The sequence below is a fragment of the Chryseobacterium salipaludis genome, assembly GCF_022968825.1.
GTDB lineage: Bacteria > Bacteroidota > Bacteroidia > Flavobacteriales > Weeksellaceae > Kaistella > Kaistella salipaludis.
In genome coordinates, this window is the sequence record NZ_JALHKS010000001.1 from 47,259 (window position 1) to 67,110 (window position 19,852).

The 19,852-nt window shown below is 44.1% G+C and carries 21 protein-coding genes; 8 read left to right on the forward strand and 13 right to left on the reverse strand.

Annotation, left to right across the window (positions count from 1 at the left end; genetic code table 11):
• Window positions 1-44: 44 nt before the first annotated feature.
• Complete coding sequence (locus tag MVI27_RS00185) at window positions 45-326, reverse strand: F0F1 ATP synthase subunit delta/epsilon (RefSeq protein WP_246958623.1); 282 nt, start codon at window positions 324-326, stop codon at window positions 45-47.
• Window positions 327-401: 75 nt separating this feature from the next.
• On the reverse strand, window positions 402-1,910 hold the full coding sequence (gene atpD, locus MVI27_RS00190; RefSeq protein WP_246958624.1) for a F0F1 ATP synthase subunit beta: 1,509 nt from the start codon (window positions 1,908-1,910) through the stop codon (window positions 402-404).
• Between the two features lie 142 nt (window positions 1,911-2,052).
• Between atpD and MVI27_RS00195 the strand changes: the two genes are divergently transcribed.
• Window positions 2,053-2,973: a bifunctional riboflavin kinase/FAD synthetase gene (locus tag MVI27_RS00195; RefSeq protein WP_266213192.1), complete on the forward strand. Its 921-nt coding sequence runs from the start codon at window positions 2,053-2,055 to the stop codon at window positions 2,971-2,973.
• Here MVI27_RS00195 and MVI27_RS00200 read toward each other — a convergent pair.
• Window positions 2,970-3,323 (reverse strand): MmcQ/YjbR family DNA-binding protein, encoded by a 354-nt coding sequence (locus MVI27_RS00200; RefSeq protein WP_246958625.1) that lies wholly within the window; start codon window positions 3,321-3,323, stop codon window positions 2,970-2,972. The genes MVI27_RS00195 and MVI27_RS00200 overlap by 4 nt on opposite strands.
• A gap of 60 nt (window positions 3,324-3,383) precedes the next feature.
• Between MVI27_RS00200 and MVI27_RS00205 the strand changes: the two genes are divergently transcribed.
• Window positions 3,384-4,037: an NAD(P)H-binding protein gene (locus MVI27_RS00205; protein WP_246958626.1), complete on the forward strand. Its 654-nt coding sequence runs from the start codon at window positions 3,384-3,386 to the stop codon at window positions 4,035-4,037.
• 54 nt (window positions 4,038-4,091) lie between these two features.
• Here MVI27_RS00205 and frr read toward each other — a convergent pair whose 3' ends face one another.
• Both frr and pyrH read right to left on the reverse strand, forming a co-directional pair.
• Window positions 4,092-4,646 carry a ribosome recycling factor gene (gene frr, locus MVI27_RS00210; RefSeq protein ID WP_246958627.1) on the reverse strand — a complete coding sequence of 185 codons (555 nt, stop codon included), beginning with the start codon at window positions 4,644-4,646 and terminating at the stop codon, window positions 4,092-4,094.
• 48 nt (window positions 4,647-4,694) lie between these two features.
• A complete protein-coding gene (pyrH, locus tag MVI27_RS00215) occupies window positions 4,695-5,402 on the reverse strand; it encodes a UMP kinase (RefSeq protein WP_246958628.1) in 708 nt (235 codons plus the stop codon).
• A 136-nt stretch (window positions 5,403-5,538) separates the two neighbouring features.
• On the opposite strand from pyrH, the gene porQ reads away from it, so the two are divergent.
• The 5 genes from porQ (at window position 5,539) to MVI27_RS00240 (ending at window position 8,649) form a co-directional block, all read left to right on the forward strand.
• Window positions 5,539-6,537 carry a type IX secretion system protein PorQ gene (gene porQ / locus MVI27_RS00220; protein WP_246958629.1) on the forward strand — a complete coding sequence of 333 codons (999 nt, stop codon included), beginning with the start codon at window positions 5,539-5,541 and terminating at the stop codon, window positions 6,535-6,537.
• A gap of 56 nt (window positions 6,538-6,593) precedes the next feature.
• On the forward strand, window positions 6,594-7,262 hold the full coding sequence (cmk, locus tag MVI27_RS00225) for a (d)CMP kinase (protein ID WP_246958630.1): 669 nt from the start codon (window positions 6,594-6,596) through the stop codon (window positions 7,260-7,262).
• Window positions 7,263-7,376: 114 nt separating this feature from the next.
• Complete coding sequence (locus MVI27_RS00230) at window positions 7,377-7,760, forward strand: YtxH domain-containing protein (protein ID WP_246958631.1); 384 nt, start codon at window positions 7,377-7,379, stop codon at window positions 7,758-7,760.
• Between the two features lie 80 nt (window positions 7,761-7,840).
• Complete coding sequence (locus tag MVI27_RS00235) at window positions 7,841-8,146, forward strand: phage holin family protein (protein WP_246958632.1); 306 nt, start codon at window positions 7,841-7,843, stop codon at window positions 8,144-8,146.
• A gap of 5 nt (window positions 8,147-8,151) precedes the next feature.
• Window positions 8,152-8,649: a phosphoribosyl-ATP pyrophosphatase gene (locus tag MVI27_RS00240; protein ID WP_246958633.1), complete on the forward strand. Its 498-nt coding sequence runs from the start codon at window positions 8,152-8,154 to the stop codon at window positions 8,647-8,649.
• A 23-nt stretch (window positions 8,650-8,672) separates the two neighbouring features.
• On the opposite strand, the gene MVI27_RS00245 is transcribed toward MVI27_RS00240, so the two are convergent.
• Complete coding sequence (locus MVI27_RS00245) at window positions 8,673-9,401, reverse strand: TrmH family RNA methyltransferase (protein WP_246959152.1); 729 nt, start codon at window positions 9,399-9,401, stop codon at window positions 8,673-8,675.
• Here MVI27_RS00245 and tamL point away from each other — a divergent pair.
• Window positions 9,387-11,954, forward strand: coding sequence for a translocation and assembly module lipoprotein TamL (gene tamL, locus MVI27_RS00250; RefSeq protein ID WP_246958634.1), 2,568 nt, complete (start codon window positions 9,387-9,389; stop codon window positions 11,952-11,954). The two genes, MVI27_RS00245 and tamL, sit on opposite strands and share 15 nt — an antisense overlap.
• 49 nt (window positions 11,955-12,003) lie before the next feature.
• On the opposite strand, the gene MVI27_RS00255 is transcribed toward tamL, so the two are convergent.
• The 7 genes from MVI27_RS00255 to ychF all read right to left on the reverse strand — a co-directional run bounded on the left by MVI27_RS00255 (window position 12,004) and on the right by ychF (window position 19,790).
• The gene (locus MVI27_RS00255; RefSeq protein ID WP_246958635.1) at window positions 12,004-14,610 is read right to left on the reverse strand and encodes a DNA gyrase/topoisomerase IV subunit A; all 2,607 of its coding nucleotides are present in this window, start codon (window positions 14,608-14,610) and stop codon (window positions 12,004-12,006) included.
• A complete protein-coding gene (locus MVI27_RS00260; RefSeq protein ID WP_246958636.1) occupies window positions 14,611-14,787 on the reverse strand; it encodes a hypothetical protein in 177 nt (58 codons plus the stop codon).
• Window positions 14,788-14,790: 3 nt separating this feature from the next.
• Window positions 14,791-15,093: a hypothetical protein gene (locus MVI27_RS00265; RefSeq protein ID WP_246958637.1), complete on the reverse strand. Its 303-nt coding sequence runs from the start codon at window positions 15,091-15,093 to the stop codon at window positions 14,791-14,793.
• Window positions 15,094-15,109: 16 nt separating this feature from the next.
• On the reverse strand, window positions 15,110-16,993 hold the full coding sequence (locus MVI27_RS00270) for a DNA topoisomerase IV subunit B (RefSeq protein ID WP_246958638.1): 1,884 nt from the start codon (window positions 16,991-16,993) through the stop codon (window positions 15,110-15,112).
• A 207-nt stretch (window positions 16,994-17,200) separates the two neighbouring features.
• Window positions 17,201-17,746: an NADPH-dependent FMN reductase gene (locus tag MVI27_RS00275; protein ID WP_246958639.1), complete on the reverse strand. Its 546-nt coding sequence runs from the start codon at window positions 17,744-17,746 to the stop codon at window positions 17,201-17,203.
• A 19-nt stretch (window positions 17,747-17,765) separates the two neighbouring features.
• A complete protein-coding gene (locus MVI27_RS00280) occupies window positions 17,766-18,569 on the reverse strand; it encodes a T9SS-dependent choice-of-anchor J family protein (protein ID WP_246958640.1) in 804 nt (267 codons plus the stop codon).
• Between the two features lie 129 nt (window positions 18,570-18,698).
• Complete coding sequence (gene ychF, locus MVI27_RS00285; RefSeq protein ID WP_246958641.1) at window positions 18,699-19,790, reverse strand: redox-regulated ATPase YchF; 1,092 nt, start codon at window positions 19,788-19,790, stop codon at window positions 18,699-18,701.
• Window positions 19,791-19,852 lie beyond the last annotated feature (62 nt).

Genomic DNA, 19,852 nt, shown 5'->3' on the forward strand with positions numbered 1-19,852 from the left:
TTTGAAACCAAAGGCGGCGCTTTTATTATGAAAGGACCAACTGATTATTCAGCCAGGATAATTCCTTTATTGTTACTGAATTCAATCACTCCACTTTTTACGGCGAAAGAAAAAACACTGTCCTTCTCATTTTCACGGGTGAAATTGCTGCTGTAAGGTTCGCTGATCGCCTCAGTGTACATTTTAATCTTTCCACCATTAAGGGAAGTTACAATCGCAGCGTGGTCTTTCATGATATGAAATTCACCGTTGCGGCCCGGCAGTAAAACGGACTTCACCTCGCCTTCGAAAATTACTGCTTCAGGAGTTAATATCTTAATGTTCATTCTTTGTCGGTTTACAGAGTCATGATAAAAAGAAAAAGAGTACTGCTACCCTTTTTCTTTTTTTATAATTGAGTACTACGCGTTTTCAGCAAGCATTTTTTCTCCTGCTTCGATCGCCTCTTCGATGGTTCCTTTCAGGTTGAAAGCTGCTTCCGGCAGGTGATCCAGCTCACCATCCAGGATCATGTTGAACCCTTTGATGGTATCCTTAATATCTACCAGAGCTCCTTTCAGACCGGTAAACTGCTCCGCAACATGGAACGGCTGAGAAAGGAAACGCTGCACTTTACGCGCACGGTACACTGACAGTTTATCTTCTTCGGAAAGTTCTTCCATCCCGAGAATGGCGATGATATCTTGAAGTGCTTTGTAACGCTGAAGAATTTCCTTCACACGCTGCGCACAGTTATAGTGCTCCTCACCCAGAATTTCCGGTGTCAGAATACGTGACGTAGATTCCAGTGGGTCTACCGCAGGGTAAATACCGAGGGAAGCAATCTTGCGGTCAAGTACCGTGGTTGCATCCAAGTGGGCAAAGGTGGTAGCCGGTGCCGGGTCGGTAAGGTCATCCGCAGGTACGTAGATCGCCTGTACGGAAGTAATGGAACCGTTCTTCGTTGAAGTAATTCTTTCCTGCATCGCCCCCATTTCAGAAGCCAGTGTTGGCTGGTATCCTACCGCAGATGGCATACGGCCGAGAAGTGCTGAAACTTCGGAACCTGCCTGTGTAAAACGGAAGATATTATCTACGAAGAAAAGTACGTCTCTTCCCTGTCCCTGTCCGTCACCATCACGGAAATATTCCGCAATCGTAAGTCCTGAAAGTGCTACACGCGCTCTTGCTCCCGGTGGTTCGTTCATCTGTCCGAAAACGAAAGTACATTTAGAGTCTTTCATTTCTTCCAGGTTCACTTTGGAAAGATCCCATCCGCCATTTTCCATGGACTCGTTGAACTCTTCACCATATTTAATAATGCCGGATTCCAGCATCTCTCTCAAAAGGTCGTTTCCTTCGCGGGTACGTTCACCTACTCCTGCGAATACGGATAAACCACCGTGTCCTTTTGCAATATTGTTAATCAATTCCTGGATCAGTACCGTTTTACCTACCCCTGCACCACCGAACAATCCAATTTTACCTCCTTTTGCATAAGGCTCTACCAGGTCAATTACCTTAATACCGGTAAAAAGAACCTCAGCAGAAGTGGAAAGCTGGTCAAATTTTGGTGCTTCGCGGTGAATCGGAAGACCGGTTTCTTTGGAAACCTGAGGAATACCGTCGATGGCATCACCTACCACGTTAAACAGTCGGCCATACACTCCTTCGCCTGTTGGCATGGTGATCTGTCTGCCCTGTGAAATTACTTCCTGACCTCTCTGCAATCCGTCGGTAGCGTCCATTGCGATACATCTTACAGAATCTTCACCAACGTGTTGTTCTACCTCCAGGATCACTTTCGTACCATCTTGTTTTGTAATTTCCAAAGCGTCATAGATCTTTGGAAGCTCCTCCACATCGGTAAAAAGCACGTCGATTACCGGACCGATGATCTGAGAAATTTTTCCTTTAATTTGGTTTGCCATTGCTAATTTTTTTCGTGTGTGCAAATATAGTCAATATTCACAGATCCGCAATTGGATGTCAAGAAGATTTTTGTCATATTTGCACTATCTTAAAAAACGCATCTTTTCTGCCGTGCGCAGGCCTGTTTTTAATAATGTTCTCTTGAAGATACACACAGATTTTAACCGTTCTGCTGATTCCCGTCCGCTGGCGCTTTCCATCGGAATGTTTGATGGTGTACACCGCGGTCATCAGGCAATTCTGGAACGTTTGAAAGATGTGGCAGCGCAGCAGAATCTGGAAACCGGAATTATTTCCTTTTGGCCGCATCCGCGAACCGTTTTTCAGCCGGATGAGGCTTTACATCTGCTCACGACCTTAGAAGAGAAACAGGAACTTCTGCAAAAAAATGGATTACTCCATCTTTTCCTGAAATCATTTGATGAGGATTTTCGTAATCTCAGCGGAGAAGAATTTGTGAGACAGGTTTTGGTGGACAAATTGAAAGTGCGTCATTTAATTGTGGGGTATGATCATACGTTCGGCAAGAACAAAAGCGGTAATTTTCAACTGCTGCAGGAGCTTGGGCCCAAATTAGGTTTTACTGTAGAGCAGGTTCCTGTCGTAGACTTCGGTGAGTTGCATATCAGCTCAACCCAGATACGAAACGCGCTTTTTAGTAAGGAAGTTCAGTTAGCCAATGACATGCTTGGTTACACCTATGCCCTAACCGGCACTGTGGTTCACGGCCGAAAAATCGGCAGAACGATTGGGTATCCAACTGCAAATCTGCAGGTCGATCCGATGAAGCTTTTACCGGGAAAAGGTGCTTATATTGTGGAAACTGAACTTGACGGCAAACTATACAAAGGAATGTTAAGCATCGGCACGAATCCGACAGTGAACGGCAAACAGGTTACGGTGGAAGTTTACATCCTGGATTTTGATGGTTTCATTTACGGCAAAACCGTCACAGTACGTTTCCGTGCATTTTTACATGAGGAAATTGCATTCACGACCATGGAGGATCTCATTTTAAAACTTGATGAAGACAAAAGACTCACCGAGGCGTTTTCTTTTTAAACTCCATTAAGTTCTGCCCGCGCCACTTTCGGCAAACTTTTAAAAACCAATTCATAACTCTGGTCAATTAATGTCTTAATAAGATTTGGTTTCAGCCCATCACAAACAACTGAATTCCAGTGTTTTTTATTCATATGATAGGCTCCGGTAATCTGCGGAAACTGTTCGCGGAGTTCCAGGCTCCAGTCCGGATCAGTTTTAACAGAGAAAGAAAGTGGGATCTGATCAAGCAGGCATAATAAAAATACTTTACCGCCGACTTTCATGACAAGAATGTCTTCGCCAAACGGAAAGGTTAGCTCTGCGCCCGGCTTTTGAAGGCAATAATCAGTCAATTGTTCGATATCCATACGCATACTTTTAATCAAATGTATTACTTTTAAGGTTTACGTTATAGAAAAATACAACAGATGAGAGTTACAGTAATTGGCGCGACCGGTGCAACAGGTAAAGATTTAATTCAGGAACTTATTACACATCCGGAATTCACAGAAATACATGTCCTGGTGCGCAGACCGCTGCTCGATAATCACCCGAAATTAATCGTTCATGAAGTTGACTTCTCTTCTCCTGATGAATGGCAAAGCAAAGTACAGGGCGAAATTGCTTTTTGCTGTATGGGTACCACACTGAAACAAGCTGGCAGTCAGGAAGCACAAATGCTGGCTGATGTTACCTATCCCACTGCTTTTGCAAAAGCTGCCAAGGACAATGATGTTGAACATTTTATCCTGGTCTCAGCCGCCGGTGCGGATGCGCACTCCAGACTTTTTTACTCCAGGTTAAAGGGTATGTTGGAAGACAATCTTCGAAAACTGAATTTTCCGAAACTCACCATTTTTCAGCCGGGTATGTTGGTGCGAAAAAATTCTGACCGTTTCGGCGAGAAAGCAGGCGCCGCTATTCTGCAGGCAATTACCAAAACAGGATTGGCAAAAAAATACCGTCCGCTGCCCACATCTGTGCTGGCCAAAGGGATGGTGAACGCAGCTTTTATCAAAAGCAGTGGTGAATCCGTAATTAAACTGGACAATATCTTTTCTTTCGCAGAAAAAAATCCTTAAAAACAAAAAAACCGCACCTGTGCGCTGCGGTTTTACATTGTAATATACAAAGCATTAAATTTTCATAATTTCTGCTTCTTTTGCTTTAAACATTTCGTCGCAGAGTTTTACGTATTTGTCTGTTAATTCCTGGATGGAAGCTTCTTCATTTTTAATAATGTCTTCAGAGATACCGTCCAGTTTTTTCAGTTCTTTCATTCCGTCCTGGCGTGCATTTCTCACGGTTACCTTAGAGTTTTCAGCTTCTGCCTTCGCTTGTTTGGCCAGATCTCGGCGGCGCTCTTCGGTCAGCGGCGGAACATTAATAATAATGCTGTCGCCGTTATTTGATGGTGCAAAACCCAGGTTGGAATTGATGATGGCTTTCTCAATCGGATTGATTGCGCCTTTATCCCAGGGCTGGATGGAAATCGTCATCGCGTCAGGCACCATCAGGTTTGCTACCTGGTTCAGCGGCGTGAGCGTGCCGTAATATTCCACCATTACATCCTGCACCATCGCCGTGGAGGCACGACCGGCACGGATTTTTTGAAAGGCATGCTCCAGATGTTTCAGTGCAGAATCCATTTCCTGCTTTGTTGTTTCTACTATGAGTTCCAGATCTTCCATGATATGTATGAATTTCTTATAATAAAATTAAGCGCAAAAATCGTGCTTTTAAATATTGACCAGCGTACCAACAGATTCGCCCTGCACCACACGCAGCAGATTGCCTTCCTTGTTCATATCAAAAACAATAATCGGCAGATTGTTTTCGCGGCTTAAGGTAAAGGCGGTCATATCCATTACTTTTAAATCTTTCGCGAATACTTCGTCATAAGACAAGGTACTGTACTTCACAGCATCTGCATTTTTCTCCGGGTCAGAATCGTAGATGCCATCCACGCGGGTACCTTTCAGAATAACTTCCGCATCGATTTCAATGGCGCGCAAAGTTGCCGCCGTGTCCGTTGTAAAATACGGGTTTCCGGTGCCGGCGCCGAAGATTACTACTCTGCCCTTTTCGAGATGACGAACTGCTTTTCTTTTAATAAAAGGTTCCGCCACCTTATCCATTTCAATGGCACTTTGCAATCTAGTGAAAATACCGGCGTCTTCCAGCGCGCCCTGCAAAGCCATTCCGTTGATAACGGTAGCCAGCATGCCCATATAATCGCCCTGTACCCGATCCATTCCGGAGGCAGCACCAGCCAACCCTCTGAAGATATTACCACCACCGATCACAATAGCTACCTGGCAGCCCAGGTCGGTGATTTTTTTAATTTCAGCAGCGTAGGCTTTCAGGCGGTCGTTATCGATGCCGTATTGCCGGCTGCCCATCAGGGCTTCGCCACTTAGTTTAAGAAGGATTCGCTGGTATTTCATTATTACAGATTTATTACTTTTTTTACGGTGCAAATATAAGGAAAGCGGCATAATTACGTTAATAGATTTATCTTTACGCTGAAAATTTTAAAACTGCTGATTTGCCGCTGTGCAAACGGTTCTTAAAAACGTTTTTTTGAAAAAACTTTTTCTTTTTTCGGGGATTCACTGTTTGTTGCTGGCCTCGGCGCAACTGGGAGACCGTGTCTATCCTTTTTTAAATACGCCTTTCTCCGCGCGGCAGGCAGCACTCGGGGGCGATGCCGTTTCCGTGCGCGATCACGATGTGAATTTTGCAGCGGTCAATCCAGCGCTGATGAATCTGGAACAGGATCAGATGATCGGGCTTAATTATACAAGCTTTCTGGCCGGCTCCCAGTACGGAACGGCGACGTATGTCCGAAATCTGGGTGAAGCACATTTGGTCGGTGCACACCTCCGCTATATGGATTACGGGCATATGCCGCGTACCGACGAAAGCGCCGAAATCAGTGGCGAATTTGGCGCCAGCGATGCTGCGGCCGGCGTGATGTACGCGTACCAGTTTGATGAGGATTTTACCATCGGTGGCAGTGTCAATATCGTCAGTTCACGGATTGATAATTATTCCTCGATGGCGGTCACCGGTACTGCGGGAATCACCTACCATAATGCGCAAAGCAAGGAAACGCTGGCCCTGGTTTTCCGGAACTTTGGTTATCAGTTCAAGACTTATAATGGTTTGCGGGAAAAAGTAGCCTTTCGCGTGGACTTGGGTTATACCAAAATACTGGATGAATTTCCGGTAGCACTGACGATCACGGCGCACGACCTGCAAAGACTGAATATTTCACAGGATTACAATGCCGACGGCCAGCCGGTGAACTGGACCCGAAAGCTGGCGGACCATTTTTCGCTGGGCGCCGAGTTGTTCCCGGAGCAGCCCTTTAACATCAGAATCGGTTACAACATACGGCGCGGAAGTGAACTTGCGGTGCTGGATCAGCGAAGCTTTGCCGGTTTGTCCGCAGGTTTCGGCATTAAAATAAGCAGCTTCCGGTTTGATTATGCCCATGTCCGCTACCATAATGCATCCAATGTAAATACAATCGGTCTGACGCTGGATCTGATTGAGCTGTCCGGCTATCGGCGATAGCAGCTTTCATAAACCCTCTGCATTATATTCCCGATTTTTTTCAGCAAATTTGCGGTATGAAAAAACCTGTTATTGCCGTAGACGGTTATTCTTCTACAGGTAAAAGTTCAATTTCAAAAGTTGTCGCCGCGCGGCTCGGCCTTATTCATTTGGATACGGGCGCGTTGTATCGCGGTATTACTTTATTTGCCCTCCGGAATTTCCGTTCGGAAGATGGAGATATTCAACTGGATGATCTATTTAAAGCTTTACCGCAACTCACGCTGGAATTCCGGCGTATCGGTGAGGAACTTGTTTTATTTATGAATGGCGAGGATATTTCGGGACCCATCCGCACGGCAGAGGTTTCATCTCAGGTCAGTCTCATCGCAAGGCAACCGGAAGTACGCAACTTTCTGTTGAAGATGCAGCGCGAAGCTGCCGAAGCCGGCGGCATTATCATGGATGGCCGTGATATCGGAACAGTGGTATTGCCCATGGCTGATTATAAGTTTTTCCTCACAGCAAGTATTGAAGAAAGAACCCAACGCCGATTCCTGGAGTTGAAAGGTCTGGGTATTGAAACTCCGCAGGAAGAAGTGCAGGCCAACCTGATGCTTCGTGATAAAATTGACAGCGAACGCGAAGTGGCTCCGCTGAAGCAGGCAGACGATGCGATCCTGATTGACAATACGTCATTAAATAAATATGAAACAATCGAATTGATGCTTTCCTACATTAAGTAGATTTTAACATACTTTTTCATAGCATCTTTTTTAATTGGTATATAAATTGTAACTTTAGGAAAAGCGGTAGAAGACCGCGGTATAACTATTATTAACTATTAAAAATCAATTAAAATGTCTAAAAAAGGAAGTAATACAGCAAGTGTACTGGCAGGTCTGTTGGCAGGAGCCGCAGCAGGAGTAGTTCTGGGAATGCTGTATGCGCCGGAAGAAGGTGCTGAAACCAGAAAGAAAATTAAAGAAAAAGCAAATGACTTGAAGGACCAGGCGGTTGACCAATACGACAGAGTAGCGGAAAAAGCAAAAGACCAGTACCAGGATGTTTCTGAAAAAGTAAAAAACCAGTACGATAATATCGCAACGCAGGTGAAGGATACTACCGATAAAGTAGTTAGCTCTGTGAAAGACGGTTATGATAAATACAAAGATCAGGCTGTTGCTACGACGAAAGATGTGGTAGGCGATGTTGAAAATGAACTGGATGGAATGAAGTCTTAATCCGGCTGATTTTCAGATTCCTATCATAAAAAAAGGGACTTATCGCAAGTTCCTTTTTTTGTAACATTAAAAAAATAACTATGATAGAAATAATAAAAGAGTATATCTCCAAACGGATTGATCTTATCAAAATGGAGATCACCGAGAAAGTCACCCTGTCCGCAGGCGTGGTGCTTTTAGGTGTGCTGATTTCTATTGCCTTTCTGTTTTTTATCATATTATTAAACATCGGGCTGGGACTGCTGATTGGGTACTGGCTGGGTAATTATGCATATGGCATGCTGATCATGGCCGGGATTTATCTACTCATTATTGTAGTGCTGTTCCTGAGCCGAAAAGCGATCAAAGATTCTGTAGCCAATATGATCATTAAAAATTTAAACTGAGAGACATGGGTGCAAAATACAACAGCCTCGAAGAATTACAGCGTAAAAAAGAACTGCTGAAAGCCGAAGTTTCGGATCTGCAGGATCTTTTAACCTTTAAAAAACCGAAGGAAAGCCTGAGCGCGATGACACACGGATTCACCGACCGGTTTATTGACGAAGTATCCGACGGCCACGGGGGCTTAAAAATGCATGTGAAAAAAAACCAGATAGTGAAGGACGTGAGCACTGGTATTAAAGACTCTGTGCTCAACCGAAATGCGATTTACGGAATGGCGAAAAGCGATACCGGATTTCATTTACTGGAGAATACACTAAAAATTGCTGCCGTTACCATGGTAGGCAATTACGCCAAGAAAAACATGAAATCGTCCAGCTGGAAGAAAAAAGCAGTGGGCCTGGCCGTAATATACCTGGCACCCATCGCACTTCGTTTCGTTCGTAAGAAACTGGAAGAATACCAGAAAACAAAAACAACCTCCAGCTTTGAACAGCTGATTTAAGATACAAGCCGGTTTTTGCCGGCTTATTTTTTTGCAAAAATCTGTCCCAGGATAATACCGGCAGACATGGCTACGTTCAGGCTTTCAGTTTGCCGGGCGTTGCCAAATCGCGGAATGGTAATTTTCTGCGATAAGTTATTTTCGATTTCCTGGCGGATGCCGTTGCCTTCATTGCCCAGTACCAGAAAAAAATCATCAGGAAATTCGTAGCTGAATAAGTTCTCGCCATCCATGTCGGTTCCAATGATCGGAATTTCGGTCTTCGCGAGCTCTTTTTCCAGGTCGCCGTACACCATATTTATCCGCAAAAAGGAACCCATGCTGGCCTGGATGACTTTTGGATTATAATAGTCCACGGTATCCTGGCTACAAAGGATCTGATCGATTCCAAACCAATCGGCCAGCCGGATAATGGTGCCCAGATTTCCCGGATCCTGAATGCCGTCGAGGACAAGTTGCGGTCCTTTGATCTTATATTTTTCCTCCTTCTTCAGTTCACAGACCGCGACTGAATCTTTCGGGTTTCGAAGAAAACTGATCTTGCGGAGTTCGTTTTCAGTAATGCTAATGACCTCAGCATCAAAACCTGAAAACGTGTCGGGAGTCGTCGTGAAAATCTGACGGATGCGGTACGGTGACTGCGGGATCTCGCGGATGGTTTTATTCCCTTCAACCAAAAACAAATTGTATTTTTGTCTGAATTTTTTTTTATCCAGCGACTGTAAAGTTTTAATTATATGGGCCGTAAGCATCTGTTGAAATATCGTCAAAATTATCATATATTTTTTTCTTCCGCAATGGTGCTTTTGCTGTTATATGCCTGCAGCACGACTCGAAAGGTTCCGGAAGGCGAATATCTGCTGACGAAAAACAATTTCCGGTATGAGGACGGTAAGTTATTTCAGGACGAAGTGCCCTCGCATGTGTTGCAGAAACCCAATCGCAAGCAATTGTTCCTGTTTCCTTTCGGACTTTGGTTTTATAATGCTACTGATCCTAAATACGATTCCATCCTGGCGGAGTATATGACCTACCCGCGTGAAGTGCGTGACCAGAAATTACGGGATTCTTTATTTATTAAATACCGTCACCCGGAATATGTTGGCAAAAGCCTGCTGTTTGAGCGTTTCTTTCAAAATATCGGGCAGCCGCCGGTGATTCTGGAACAAGGCAAAACGGAACAAAGTGCAGAATCTATCCGCAAATATTTTGTGTACCGCGGATATTGGGATGCGGATGTAAAATTCAACCATGATCTGGATTCTACTGCTAAGAAGGCGCAGGCAAACTACTTAATTACGCATAAGGATCCGACGTTTATCAGTGATTACTATTATGATATTTCGGATCCGCAGATTAAATCTGTCTATGAACAGGAATTAAACAAGTCGTTGGTGCGCGGTAAAAATGTACTCGATCAGGAAGTATTAGAAAAGGAAGTAAAGCGAATTGGTGATCTGATGAAGGATGCCGGCTATTATAAATTTAATGCTTCTAATGAAGAAATTTATTTTACTGCAGATACCTTGACCAGCCGTAAAAATGTGCCGCTGACAATGGAGATTCGCCGTGACAGCCTCGACACGCAGTACCGCAAAACAACCATCGGTGATATTAAAGTATACGTGCTGGAAAAACTGGCAGATTCGGTTGAAACTGAAAGGGATTCGCTGTTCGGCATTAATTTTTATAAACTGGATGATCAGTATAAAACCAGAGCTTTATGGCGACCCATCATTTTAAGAACGGGTGATCTGTATCAGCAGAAAAATCTGGATCTCACCAAGCGGAATATCAGTTCGATGAACAATTTCAGCGTTATTAAATATGATGAAATCCTGCGGAAAACCAATGACAGTATCCTCGATGTCAGCTATTTCCTGGCACCACTTCCGAAATTTGATTTAAAAGTCGCTACCGATATTAACTATTCGCAAATCTTAAATTTTGGTATTTCGCCGTCGGTAGATTTCACGACCAGAAATGTTTTTGGCGGTGCAGAAAACCTAACCACAAGTGTTTCAGGAATTTTTGGTTCGGTTGTTAATTCTAAAAATACCGATAAGCGCAGCCTGGCGTATGAGATTTCTGCGCAGACCTCTTTAAATGTTCCGCGTCTGATGCTGCCTTTTAAAACCTGGCGACTGATTCCCAAGCGATACTCTCCTACTTCGTCGGTGAACTTGGGAGCCAGCGTTCAGAATAATATCGGACTGGGCAGAATCGGTTTTAACGGAAGCCTGAACTATTTTGCGAACGCTAACGATATCGTTTCTCACCGTTTGTCTTTATTTAATACGCAGTTGAGTTTAACCAGAAATAAAGATCGTTATTATGACTTTTTTCCACGCGATCAGGAGGTGCGCGATGCAACCTTTGAGCTGTATTCACCAGCATTGTATCAGGATTTTAAAAATGGGTTAATTACGTCTGACGAGTTTTCTTCACTCATCGTGAACGACGGAACCTTTCAAAATAGTCTGGATGCAGATCAGCTGAATCTTTTCAACACCTTCCGGCAGTCATTAATTAATAAAGACCGGCAGACGCAGAATGTGCTTATATCCTCATTCATCTATAATTATATTTATAATGAAATTGGTAAAAAAGACCGGCCAAATCCTTTTTATTTCAACGGTAAAGTTGAGGTTGCCGGAAACGTCTTTGGACTGTTGACTGACAGCCAAAAGCAGGACGGTGTTATCGCAGAACCGACGAAGAAAATCTTTAATATTCCCTACTCGCAGTTCGTTAAATTCGATGTTGATGTGAGAAAGTATTTTACTTTTTTTAACGAGAAACACACACTGGCGTTGCGTCAGTTCATTGGGGTCGGTATTCCGTATGGGAACTCAACGACCATGCCTTTTATCCGGTCTTATTTTAATGGTGGTTCCAATGACATCCGTGCCTGGCGCGTCTTTGGCGGTTTGGGTCCGGCAGACTCACAACTCGATGAAAAGGTACGTTCTTATATTATGGACAACGTAAAACTGACGACCAACGTGGAATACCGCATGCCGTTCAATGATATGTTCGAAGGTGCAGCATTTGTAGATGCCGGTAATATCTGGAGCCTGCGCGATAATGGTTTCGGCGATGCCTTTAAGTTTAACAAATTCATCAAACAGATGGGCGTAGGAACCGGTGTTGGCGTACGGATTAATGTAGCGTATATCACGTTGCGGCTGGATGCAGCCTACAAGGTTTATGACCCGAATAAACCCATAGGCGACCGCTGGGTGATCAGCAAATGGCAACCGCTGAAGCCAACGCTGAATTTTGCTTTTGGCTATCCATTCTAAAAAATAAAAATGCCTGTTCTTGCGGACAGGCATTAATTGTATGTACTTCTTACTCCTCGGTGAAAAGATCGCCGATGGTTCCTTCTTCCGGAAAATCGCCCTCTTTCACATCTTCATCAATAAAGCTGATGTGACCGTCGGTTGTTTCTACCGTGTCAAAACCTTCATGGTCTTCCTCGGGTTCCGGCACGTGAATAATAATATTTTTCACTTTTTCTTTTATAAACTGATTTCCGATGGCTTTAATTCCTTTGACGGAGATAAAATCATCAATCGAAATCATTTCCGGCTCGCGCTCGCCTTTTTTATCCTTCGGGAAAATGATTTCGGCCGTGGCATTGTTTGCCACAATAATTCTTTCCACGAATGATTTCGGGTGATCCGAGGGCATGAACTGCTGCACATCGGTTTTATTATCGAGCAGGAAACGCTTGATAAAATAAATCTGCTTTTCACCGTCATAATAAATACAGGTAATCGGTTGGGCCGGGCGCCACTTTTCAAGCACCAGATAATCGCTATCGAACCGGTTCCCAAGATCAAAATTCGTCAGCCGGGCTTCACCCTGCGCATTAATCAGCAGTATTTTATCATCACCCTTAAAAGTGCCGAGCAATTCCCCGCGGCCGTCTGCATTGAGGCGACGCACGGTATCATCAAACCAAATCTTACGTGGCGCTAAGGTAGAAAGACCTTCTTCCTTCAGGTCCACCTTTTTCACCATGAACTTCGTCACGAGATTTCCGCGAACATCACGGCCTTTAATTCCTAGTTCGGAAAAATCGACATCTATTCTGTTTTTTCTGACACGTGCATTGGGTTTCAGGAGTACCGCTACCTTTTCTGCTTCACCATTAGGATTGGCCGAGAAATAGAGCATTTCCGAGCCTTTCTTGTCTGAAGCCAGTTTATACTCTGTGTTTCGGGTGACAGCCGTTACCGAGAAGCGCTTCATATACGTAGGGCCGTCTTTACCTTCACGATAAATCATATTGTACACCGTACGCTTGTCATTCTTTTTCCAGACGGCGACATGCTCAATATTCTTTCCGATAAATGTTTTGGCTTCCACCTTAACCACACGCATGGTACCATCTTTCTGGAAGGTAATAATGTCGTCAATATCGGAACAGTCAAACAGATATTCGTCTTTTTTCAGGGAAGTACCAATGAAACCTTCCTCCCGATTCACATAGAACTTTTCATTTGCAACCGCTACTTTTGCCGCGTCGATAGTATCAAACACGCGCAGTTCCGTACGTCTTTCCTTGCCTTTGCCGTATTTCTTTTTAATGCCGGTATAATAATCAATGGCATACGCGGTCAGGTGTGCCAAATGATGTTTTACCTCTTCAATTTTACCTTCCAGCGCCAGGATATTAGCTTTAAATTTATCCAGATCAAAACGGGAAATACGCTTAATACGAATTTCGGTCAGTTTCAAAATATCTTCTTGGGTCACAGCACGCAACAAGTGGCCGGTGTGCGGTTTCAATCCTTCTGCAATGGTTTTCAATACCTCCTCCCATGATTTCACTTCTTCAATATCGTGGTAGATCCGGTTTTCGATGAAGATACGCTCCAAAGAAGAGAAATGCCAGTTTTCCTGCAGTTCGTTTAATTCTATTTCCAGCTCTTTCTGCAACAACGAAACGGTGTGATCTGTGTTGCGGCGCAGAATTTCAGACACCGTCAGGAACATTGGTTTATCACCGACAATAACGCAGGCGTTCGGTGAAATAGAAATCTCACAATCGGTGAACGCATACAATGCATCAATTGTCTTATCCGGCGAAACTTCATTGGTCAGATAAATATTTATCTCAACGGTATCCGAAGTATTATCCTCAATTTTCTTGATTTTAATCTTTCCTTTTTCGTTGGCCTTGATAATCGAATCAATGAGATCGCTGGTATTTTTACCGTACGGCAGTTCCGTGATACATAGCGTATTTTTATCTTTTTGGATGATGCGCGCCCGCGCTCTGATTTTCCCGCCGCGTTCGCCGTCGTTGTAATTGGACACATCCAGCAGTCCTGCGGTGAGGAAATCGGGATACAGCTGAAACTTGCGCCCTTTCAGGTACAGGACCGAAGCATCAATCAGTTCATTAAAGTTGTGCGGCATAATCTTCGTGGAAAGCCCCACACCGATTCCTTCCACACCCTGTGCTAAAAGCAGCGGAAATTTTACCGGCAGATCCACCGGCTCATTGTTCCGGCCATCATATGATTTTGCCCAATGGGTGGTTTTTGGATTAAAGACCACCTCTAATGCAAAGGGTGTAAGCCGCGCTTCAATGTATCGCGGAGCTGCCGCTGCATCGCCTGTATAAATATTCCCCCAGTTTCCCTGGGTATCAATGAGCAGTTCTTTCTGACCGATTTGCACCATGGCATCGGTGATGGAAGCGTCACCGTGCGGGTGATACTTCATCGTATTTCCTACCAGGTTGGCGACTTTGTTATAGCGCCCGTCTTCCAGTTCGCGCATTGAGTGCATAATCCGTCGCTGCACGGGTTTGAAACCGTCAAACACCGAAGGAATGGCCCGGTCCAGAATTACGTAGGAGGCATAATCCAGAAACCAGTCTTTATAAAGCCCGCTGACTTTCTTCAGCGATTCTTCATGGTTGTTGTGTATATTTTCTTGCATTTAATTTATTCTCTCTAAAACAGCACGATTACCATCCACCACCTGCTGGAGTGAATTTTTCAGTTCTGCTCTTTCCTTCGCGCTGAGGTAGGAAATGTCATAGCGCAGAATGACGTTCTTATTATTACGATTGGTTACGGTTACATACAGCCGCTTCATAACCAGCAGGTTCATCATATCTTAACGAATGAGCTTGTACTTTGGAAACTCATCGGCATTTGCTCTCCCAAGCAAGCCGGTAAGACAACGGTTGCGGAAATGAATGGCTTCACCCTCACTGTCATAATCAAAAATCTGCCGGCCGCGAAGAAAGAAAATCACAGCAAACACCGCCGGAATGCCCACCAATAAGTAGTCATGCGACATATAGTTATAATGCCGGGTTTCCAGCAGATACAATCCAACACCGCCTATCAGAAAAAGCAAAACTGCGATTCCGTACATGATAAAATACGGTGTCCGCTTTTTATTATTAAGTTTCATCTGTGTTTTGAATTAACTAAGATACCGGTTCCGGAACTGCTTCTTTCTTTTCAATATCAGGATCTTCCACCACCAGGTTTTGCAGAATAAAATTCTGGCGGTCCGGTGTATTTTTGCCCATATAAAATTCAAGCAACTGCTCTGTGGTCTGGTCCTTCCCTACCACGACAGGTTCCAGACGGATATCTTTGCCGATAAAGTGCTTAAACTCATCGGGCGAAATTTCACCTAATCCCTTAAAACGGGTAATCTCCGGGTTCTTGCCAAGTTCTTTTAAAGCTTTTACTCTTTCCGCTTCGGAATAGCAATAGCGCGTTTCCTTTTTGTTTCTCACGCGGAACAAAGGCGTCTGCAGAATATATAAATGTCCGTTCTTAATCAGGTCAGGAAAGAACTGCAGAAAGAAGGTAATCATCAGCAGACGAATGTGCATACCATCAACGTCGGCATCCGTGGCAATAATCACATGATTGTACCGCAGGTCTTCCAGGGAATTTTCAATATTTAGCGCAGCCTGCAAGAGGTTGAACTCTTCATTTTCATATACTACCCGCTTGGTAAGTCCGTAGCAATTCAAAGGTTTTCCCTTGAGCGAAAAAACGGCCTGCGTTTCCACATCACGTGATTTGGTAATACTCCCGGAAGCTGAATCCCCTTCCGTAATGAAGATCATCGTTTCTCCTTTGCGTGCTGCCTTCTGGTCATTATAATGCTGGCGGCAATCACGAAGCTTTTTGTTGTGAAGCGAAACTTTCTTCGCGCGTTCACGTGCCAGTTTCTGGATGCCCGACAGTTCCTTGCGCTCTCTTTCGGAAATAATAATTTTACGGTTAATCGCTTCGGCAATTTCCTGATTTTTATGAAGGAAGTTATCCAGTTTGTTTTTCAGGAAGTTGGTCACGAAAGTCCGCACCGTCTCTTTACCCGGTTCCATTTCGTTGGAGCCCAGCTTGGTTTTGGTCTGTGATTCAAAAACCGGTTCGATGACCTTGATAGAAATCGCCGCTATGATCGATTTGCGAACATCAGACGCATCAAAGTTTTTATTATAAAACTCACGGATGGTTTTCACATACGCTTCGCGGAAGGCATTCAGGTGCGTACCGCCCTGCGTGGTGTTTTGACCGTTGACAAAGGAGAAATAGGTTTCAGACTGAGATTTGTCCGAATGGGTGATGGCCACTTCAATATCCTCATCCTGCAAATGAATAATCGGATAGAGAATGTCCCCTTCAATCTCTTCCTGCAGCAGATTACGCAGGCCGTTTTCGGAAAAGTAAGTTTCGCCGTTAAAAACTATTTTCAAACCCGGATTCAGGTAGCAATAGTTTTTCAGCATCTTCTCAATATATTCTTTTCGGAACTTGAAGTGCGTAAAAATGCTATTGTCCGGCTCGAAAGTAATTTCGGTTCCGTTTCTTTCTGTGGTATCTGCTTCGCGCTGATTTTTAGTAATGAGTCCTTTGGAAAACTCCGCTACTTTGGTACGTCCGTCGCGTACGGATTTCACGCGGAAATAATCCGACAGGGCATTCACGGCCTTGGTTCCGACCCCGTTCAAACCTACGGACTTTTTAAAAGCCTTGGAGTCATATTTACCACCGGTATTCATTTTGGATACGGCATCCACCACTTTCCCCAGCGGAATTCCGCGACCGTAATCGCGAATGGTAGCGCGGCCCTCATCGATTTTAATTTCGATGCGCTTACCGGCTTTCATCACAAACTCGTCAATTGAGTTATCGATAATTTCTTTTAAAAGAATATAAATCCCGTCATCCGCTGACGAGCCATCGCCCAGTTTTCCGATGTACATCCCCGGACGAATGCGGATATGCTCCTGCCAGTCCAGTGTACGGATGTTATCTTCGGAATATTGTACCGTGCTGTTTTGCTTCATATGTTGTAAAATACTGTCTTTTTCAGTAACCCACAAAAATAGTGAATTTTAACGGTTTTTTCAAATTTTAAGAACTATTTGAGCGGACAGAAATGCCTGATTTTTAACAGTTAATACGGAAACTAAATAATCTGCCAGTTCAATTTTTCGCAAAAAAAAACCGCCTGAAATTCAGACGGCGAAAAAAGAATAAAGTATTGTTAATACTTAGAAACGGTTTACCCACTTTTCAAAGGCACTCAAAAAAGTTGAGATAAACTGAGCAGTATCGTCAACCAGCGTCTGGCCATCTTCTTCGAACAGTTCATTTGCACTGCCGATATATGCTTCCGGTTGCGCCATCACCGGCATGTTCAGAGTTACCGCGGCTGCACGAATGTTATGATTTGCGCCAAAACCACCCAAGGCACTCGGCGATACCGTCACCACACCAGCCGGTTTACCGTCCCACGCACTTTTTCCCCAGGGGCGGGACCCAACGTCTAAAGCATTTTTCATCACACCGGACATGGTTCTGTTATACTCCGGCGAGAGGAACAGCAAGCCATCCATAGACTTAATCTGCTCACGAAATTCTTTCCATTCCGAAGGTGCATCTTCTTCCAGATCTTCATTGTAAAAAGGCAAATGTCCGATTTCGACCATTTCCAGTTGTAAACTTTCCGGTGCAAGCCGCATCATTTCTTTGGCTACTTTTCTGTTGTAGGAATCTTTACGCAGGCTTCCTACCAGCACTGCAATTTTCTTGGACATATATTTAAGATTTACGTTTTTATTTTTTAATTAATTTTTGCGAGTACACCTCTGCTTCGCTGTACACATTCAAAATATACATTCCGGGCGCAAAACCGGGGATAGTATGGTCGGCGCCGCTTCCTTCGTACATTTTTCTGCCATTTAAGTCAAACAGCCGCACTTTATCAATTTTATACGGTGCTTTCACAGTAAATTGATTGCTGACAGGATTAGGGAACACCGCCGGACTTTGCATTTTTTGATCAGCAGTTCCCATTAGCGGTGTGAGCCGCACAATTACATCATCCAAGCCGATGAAAGCGATATCAGTGCAGTTGTAATGTCGGAAAACAATCTGGACAGCTTGTCCCGCAAACGCAGTAATATCTACCATTACGTTTTTGGCTTCCTGGGTATAGCCGGCATCGAGCGTTTCTTCAAAAACAGGCGTTTCGGTACCGGTAAAATTTGAACCTGCCGGAATCACATACACCGCGTAATGCTCTTCAAATAACTCTTCGTCAAAAGCACCGACTTTAAAATAAAGCGTAAGATTTTCCGAGGTTGCCGGCAGATCTATAACCGGACTGGTAAGTGTATTGTCAGGCGTAAACGCCTCTAAAAACCAAGACCAAGAGGTGGCAAAACCACCGCTGAAGGCAGGCATACCGTCTTCTTCCGCATTATAAAACTCCCACTTTTCACCATCGCCGTCGCGGTCTATATTATCCCAAAGATCAACGGTTTCCTGCTGATTAAAGTCTTCTTTGAAAATAATACTTTGTGCACTGACGTTTGCCGCACCGAAACAAAATACAGCTAATAGTAAATTTGCTTTCATATTATTAAGTTTTAACTGCAATGTACGAAGTAAATTTCAAATTTCCTTGTCAATACTGTATTTCTTACCATACATCAAGACACAAAAAAAAGCGGACTCATGCCCGCTTCATATATTTAAAAGTTCAGTTTACACATTAAAACGGAAATGCATTACATCACCGTCCTGAACAATGTATTCTTTACCTTCCACTGAGAGTTTACCGGCTTCCTTTACTTTCGCTTCGGAACCGTATTGTACAAAATCGCTGTACTTAATTACTTCCGCACGAATGAAACCTTTCTCGAAATCCGTGTGAATAACGCCGGCTGCCTGTGGCGCCGTCCAGCCCTGGCCAATGGTCCAGGCGCGTACCTCTTTCACACCTGCCGTGAAATACGTCTGTAATTTTAAAAGATCATACGCCTTGCGAATCAGGCGGTTTACACCCGGCTCGTCGAGTCCAAGCTCTTCCAGAAACATTTCTCTTTCCTCGAAAGTTTCCAGTTCATTGATATCAGCTTCAATCTGCGCTGCAAGTACTACTACTTCTGCGTTTTCCCGTTCTGCCATTTCCTGGATTTTAGCAATCCATTCATTGCCGTTTTTGATGGAATTTTCATCCACATTACAAACGTACAGGACCGGTTTTTTGGTCAGCAATTGAATATCATCTATTACGCTTCTGGCAAAATCATCGGCCGGAAACTCGCGTGCATTTTTACCGTCTTCCACGAACTTCTGCAACTGCTGAAGCATTTCATACGTGAGCACATCCTCTTTCTTACCGGACTTGATAAACTTTTTCGCTTTATCTACTGCTTTGGAAATCGTTTCCAGATCTTTCAACTGCAGTTCAATATCTATAATTTCCTTGTCGCGAATCGGGTCCACAGAACCTTCCACGTGGACAATATTTCCATTCTCAAAACAGCGTAGCACATGAATGATTGCCTCACACTCGCGGATGTTAGCCAGGAATTGATTGCCAAGACCTTCGCCCTTGCTTGCTCCTTTTACCAGGCCCGCAATGTCCACGATTTCTACCACCGCCGGCAACACTCTTTCAGGCTTTACTAATTTTTCCAGTTCAAACAAACGCTGATCCGGCACGGATACCGTTCCCAGATTAGGCTCGATGGTGCAAAACGGATAGTTAGCGGATTGTGCCTTGGCATTGCTCAGGCAATTAAATAAAGTTGATTTGCCTACATTGGGTAAGCCGACAATTCCACATTTCATAAGTATAAAAATCTCTTGTTTAAAGGATATCTTCAGCGCAGTTTCCGCAGTAAATATCCGGC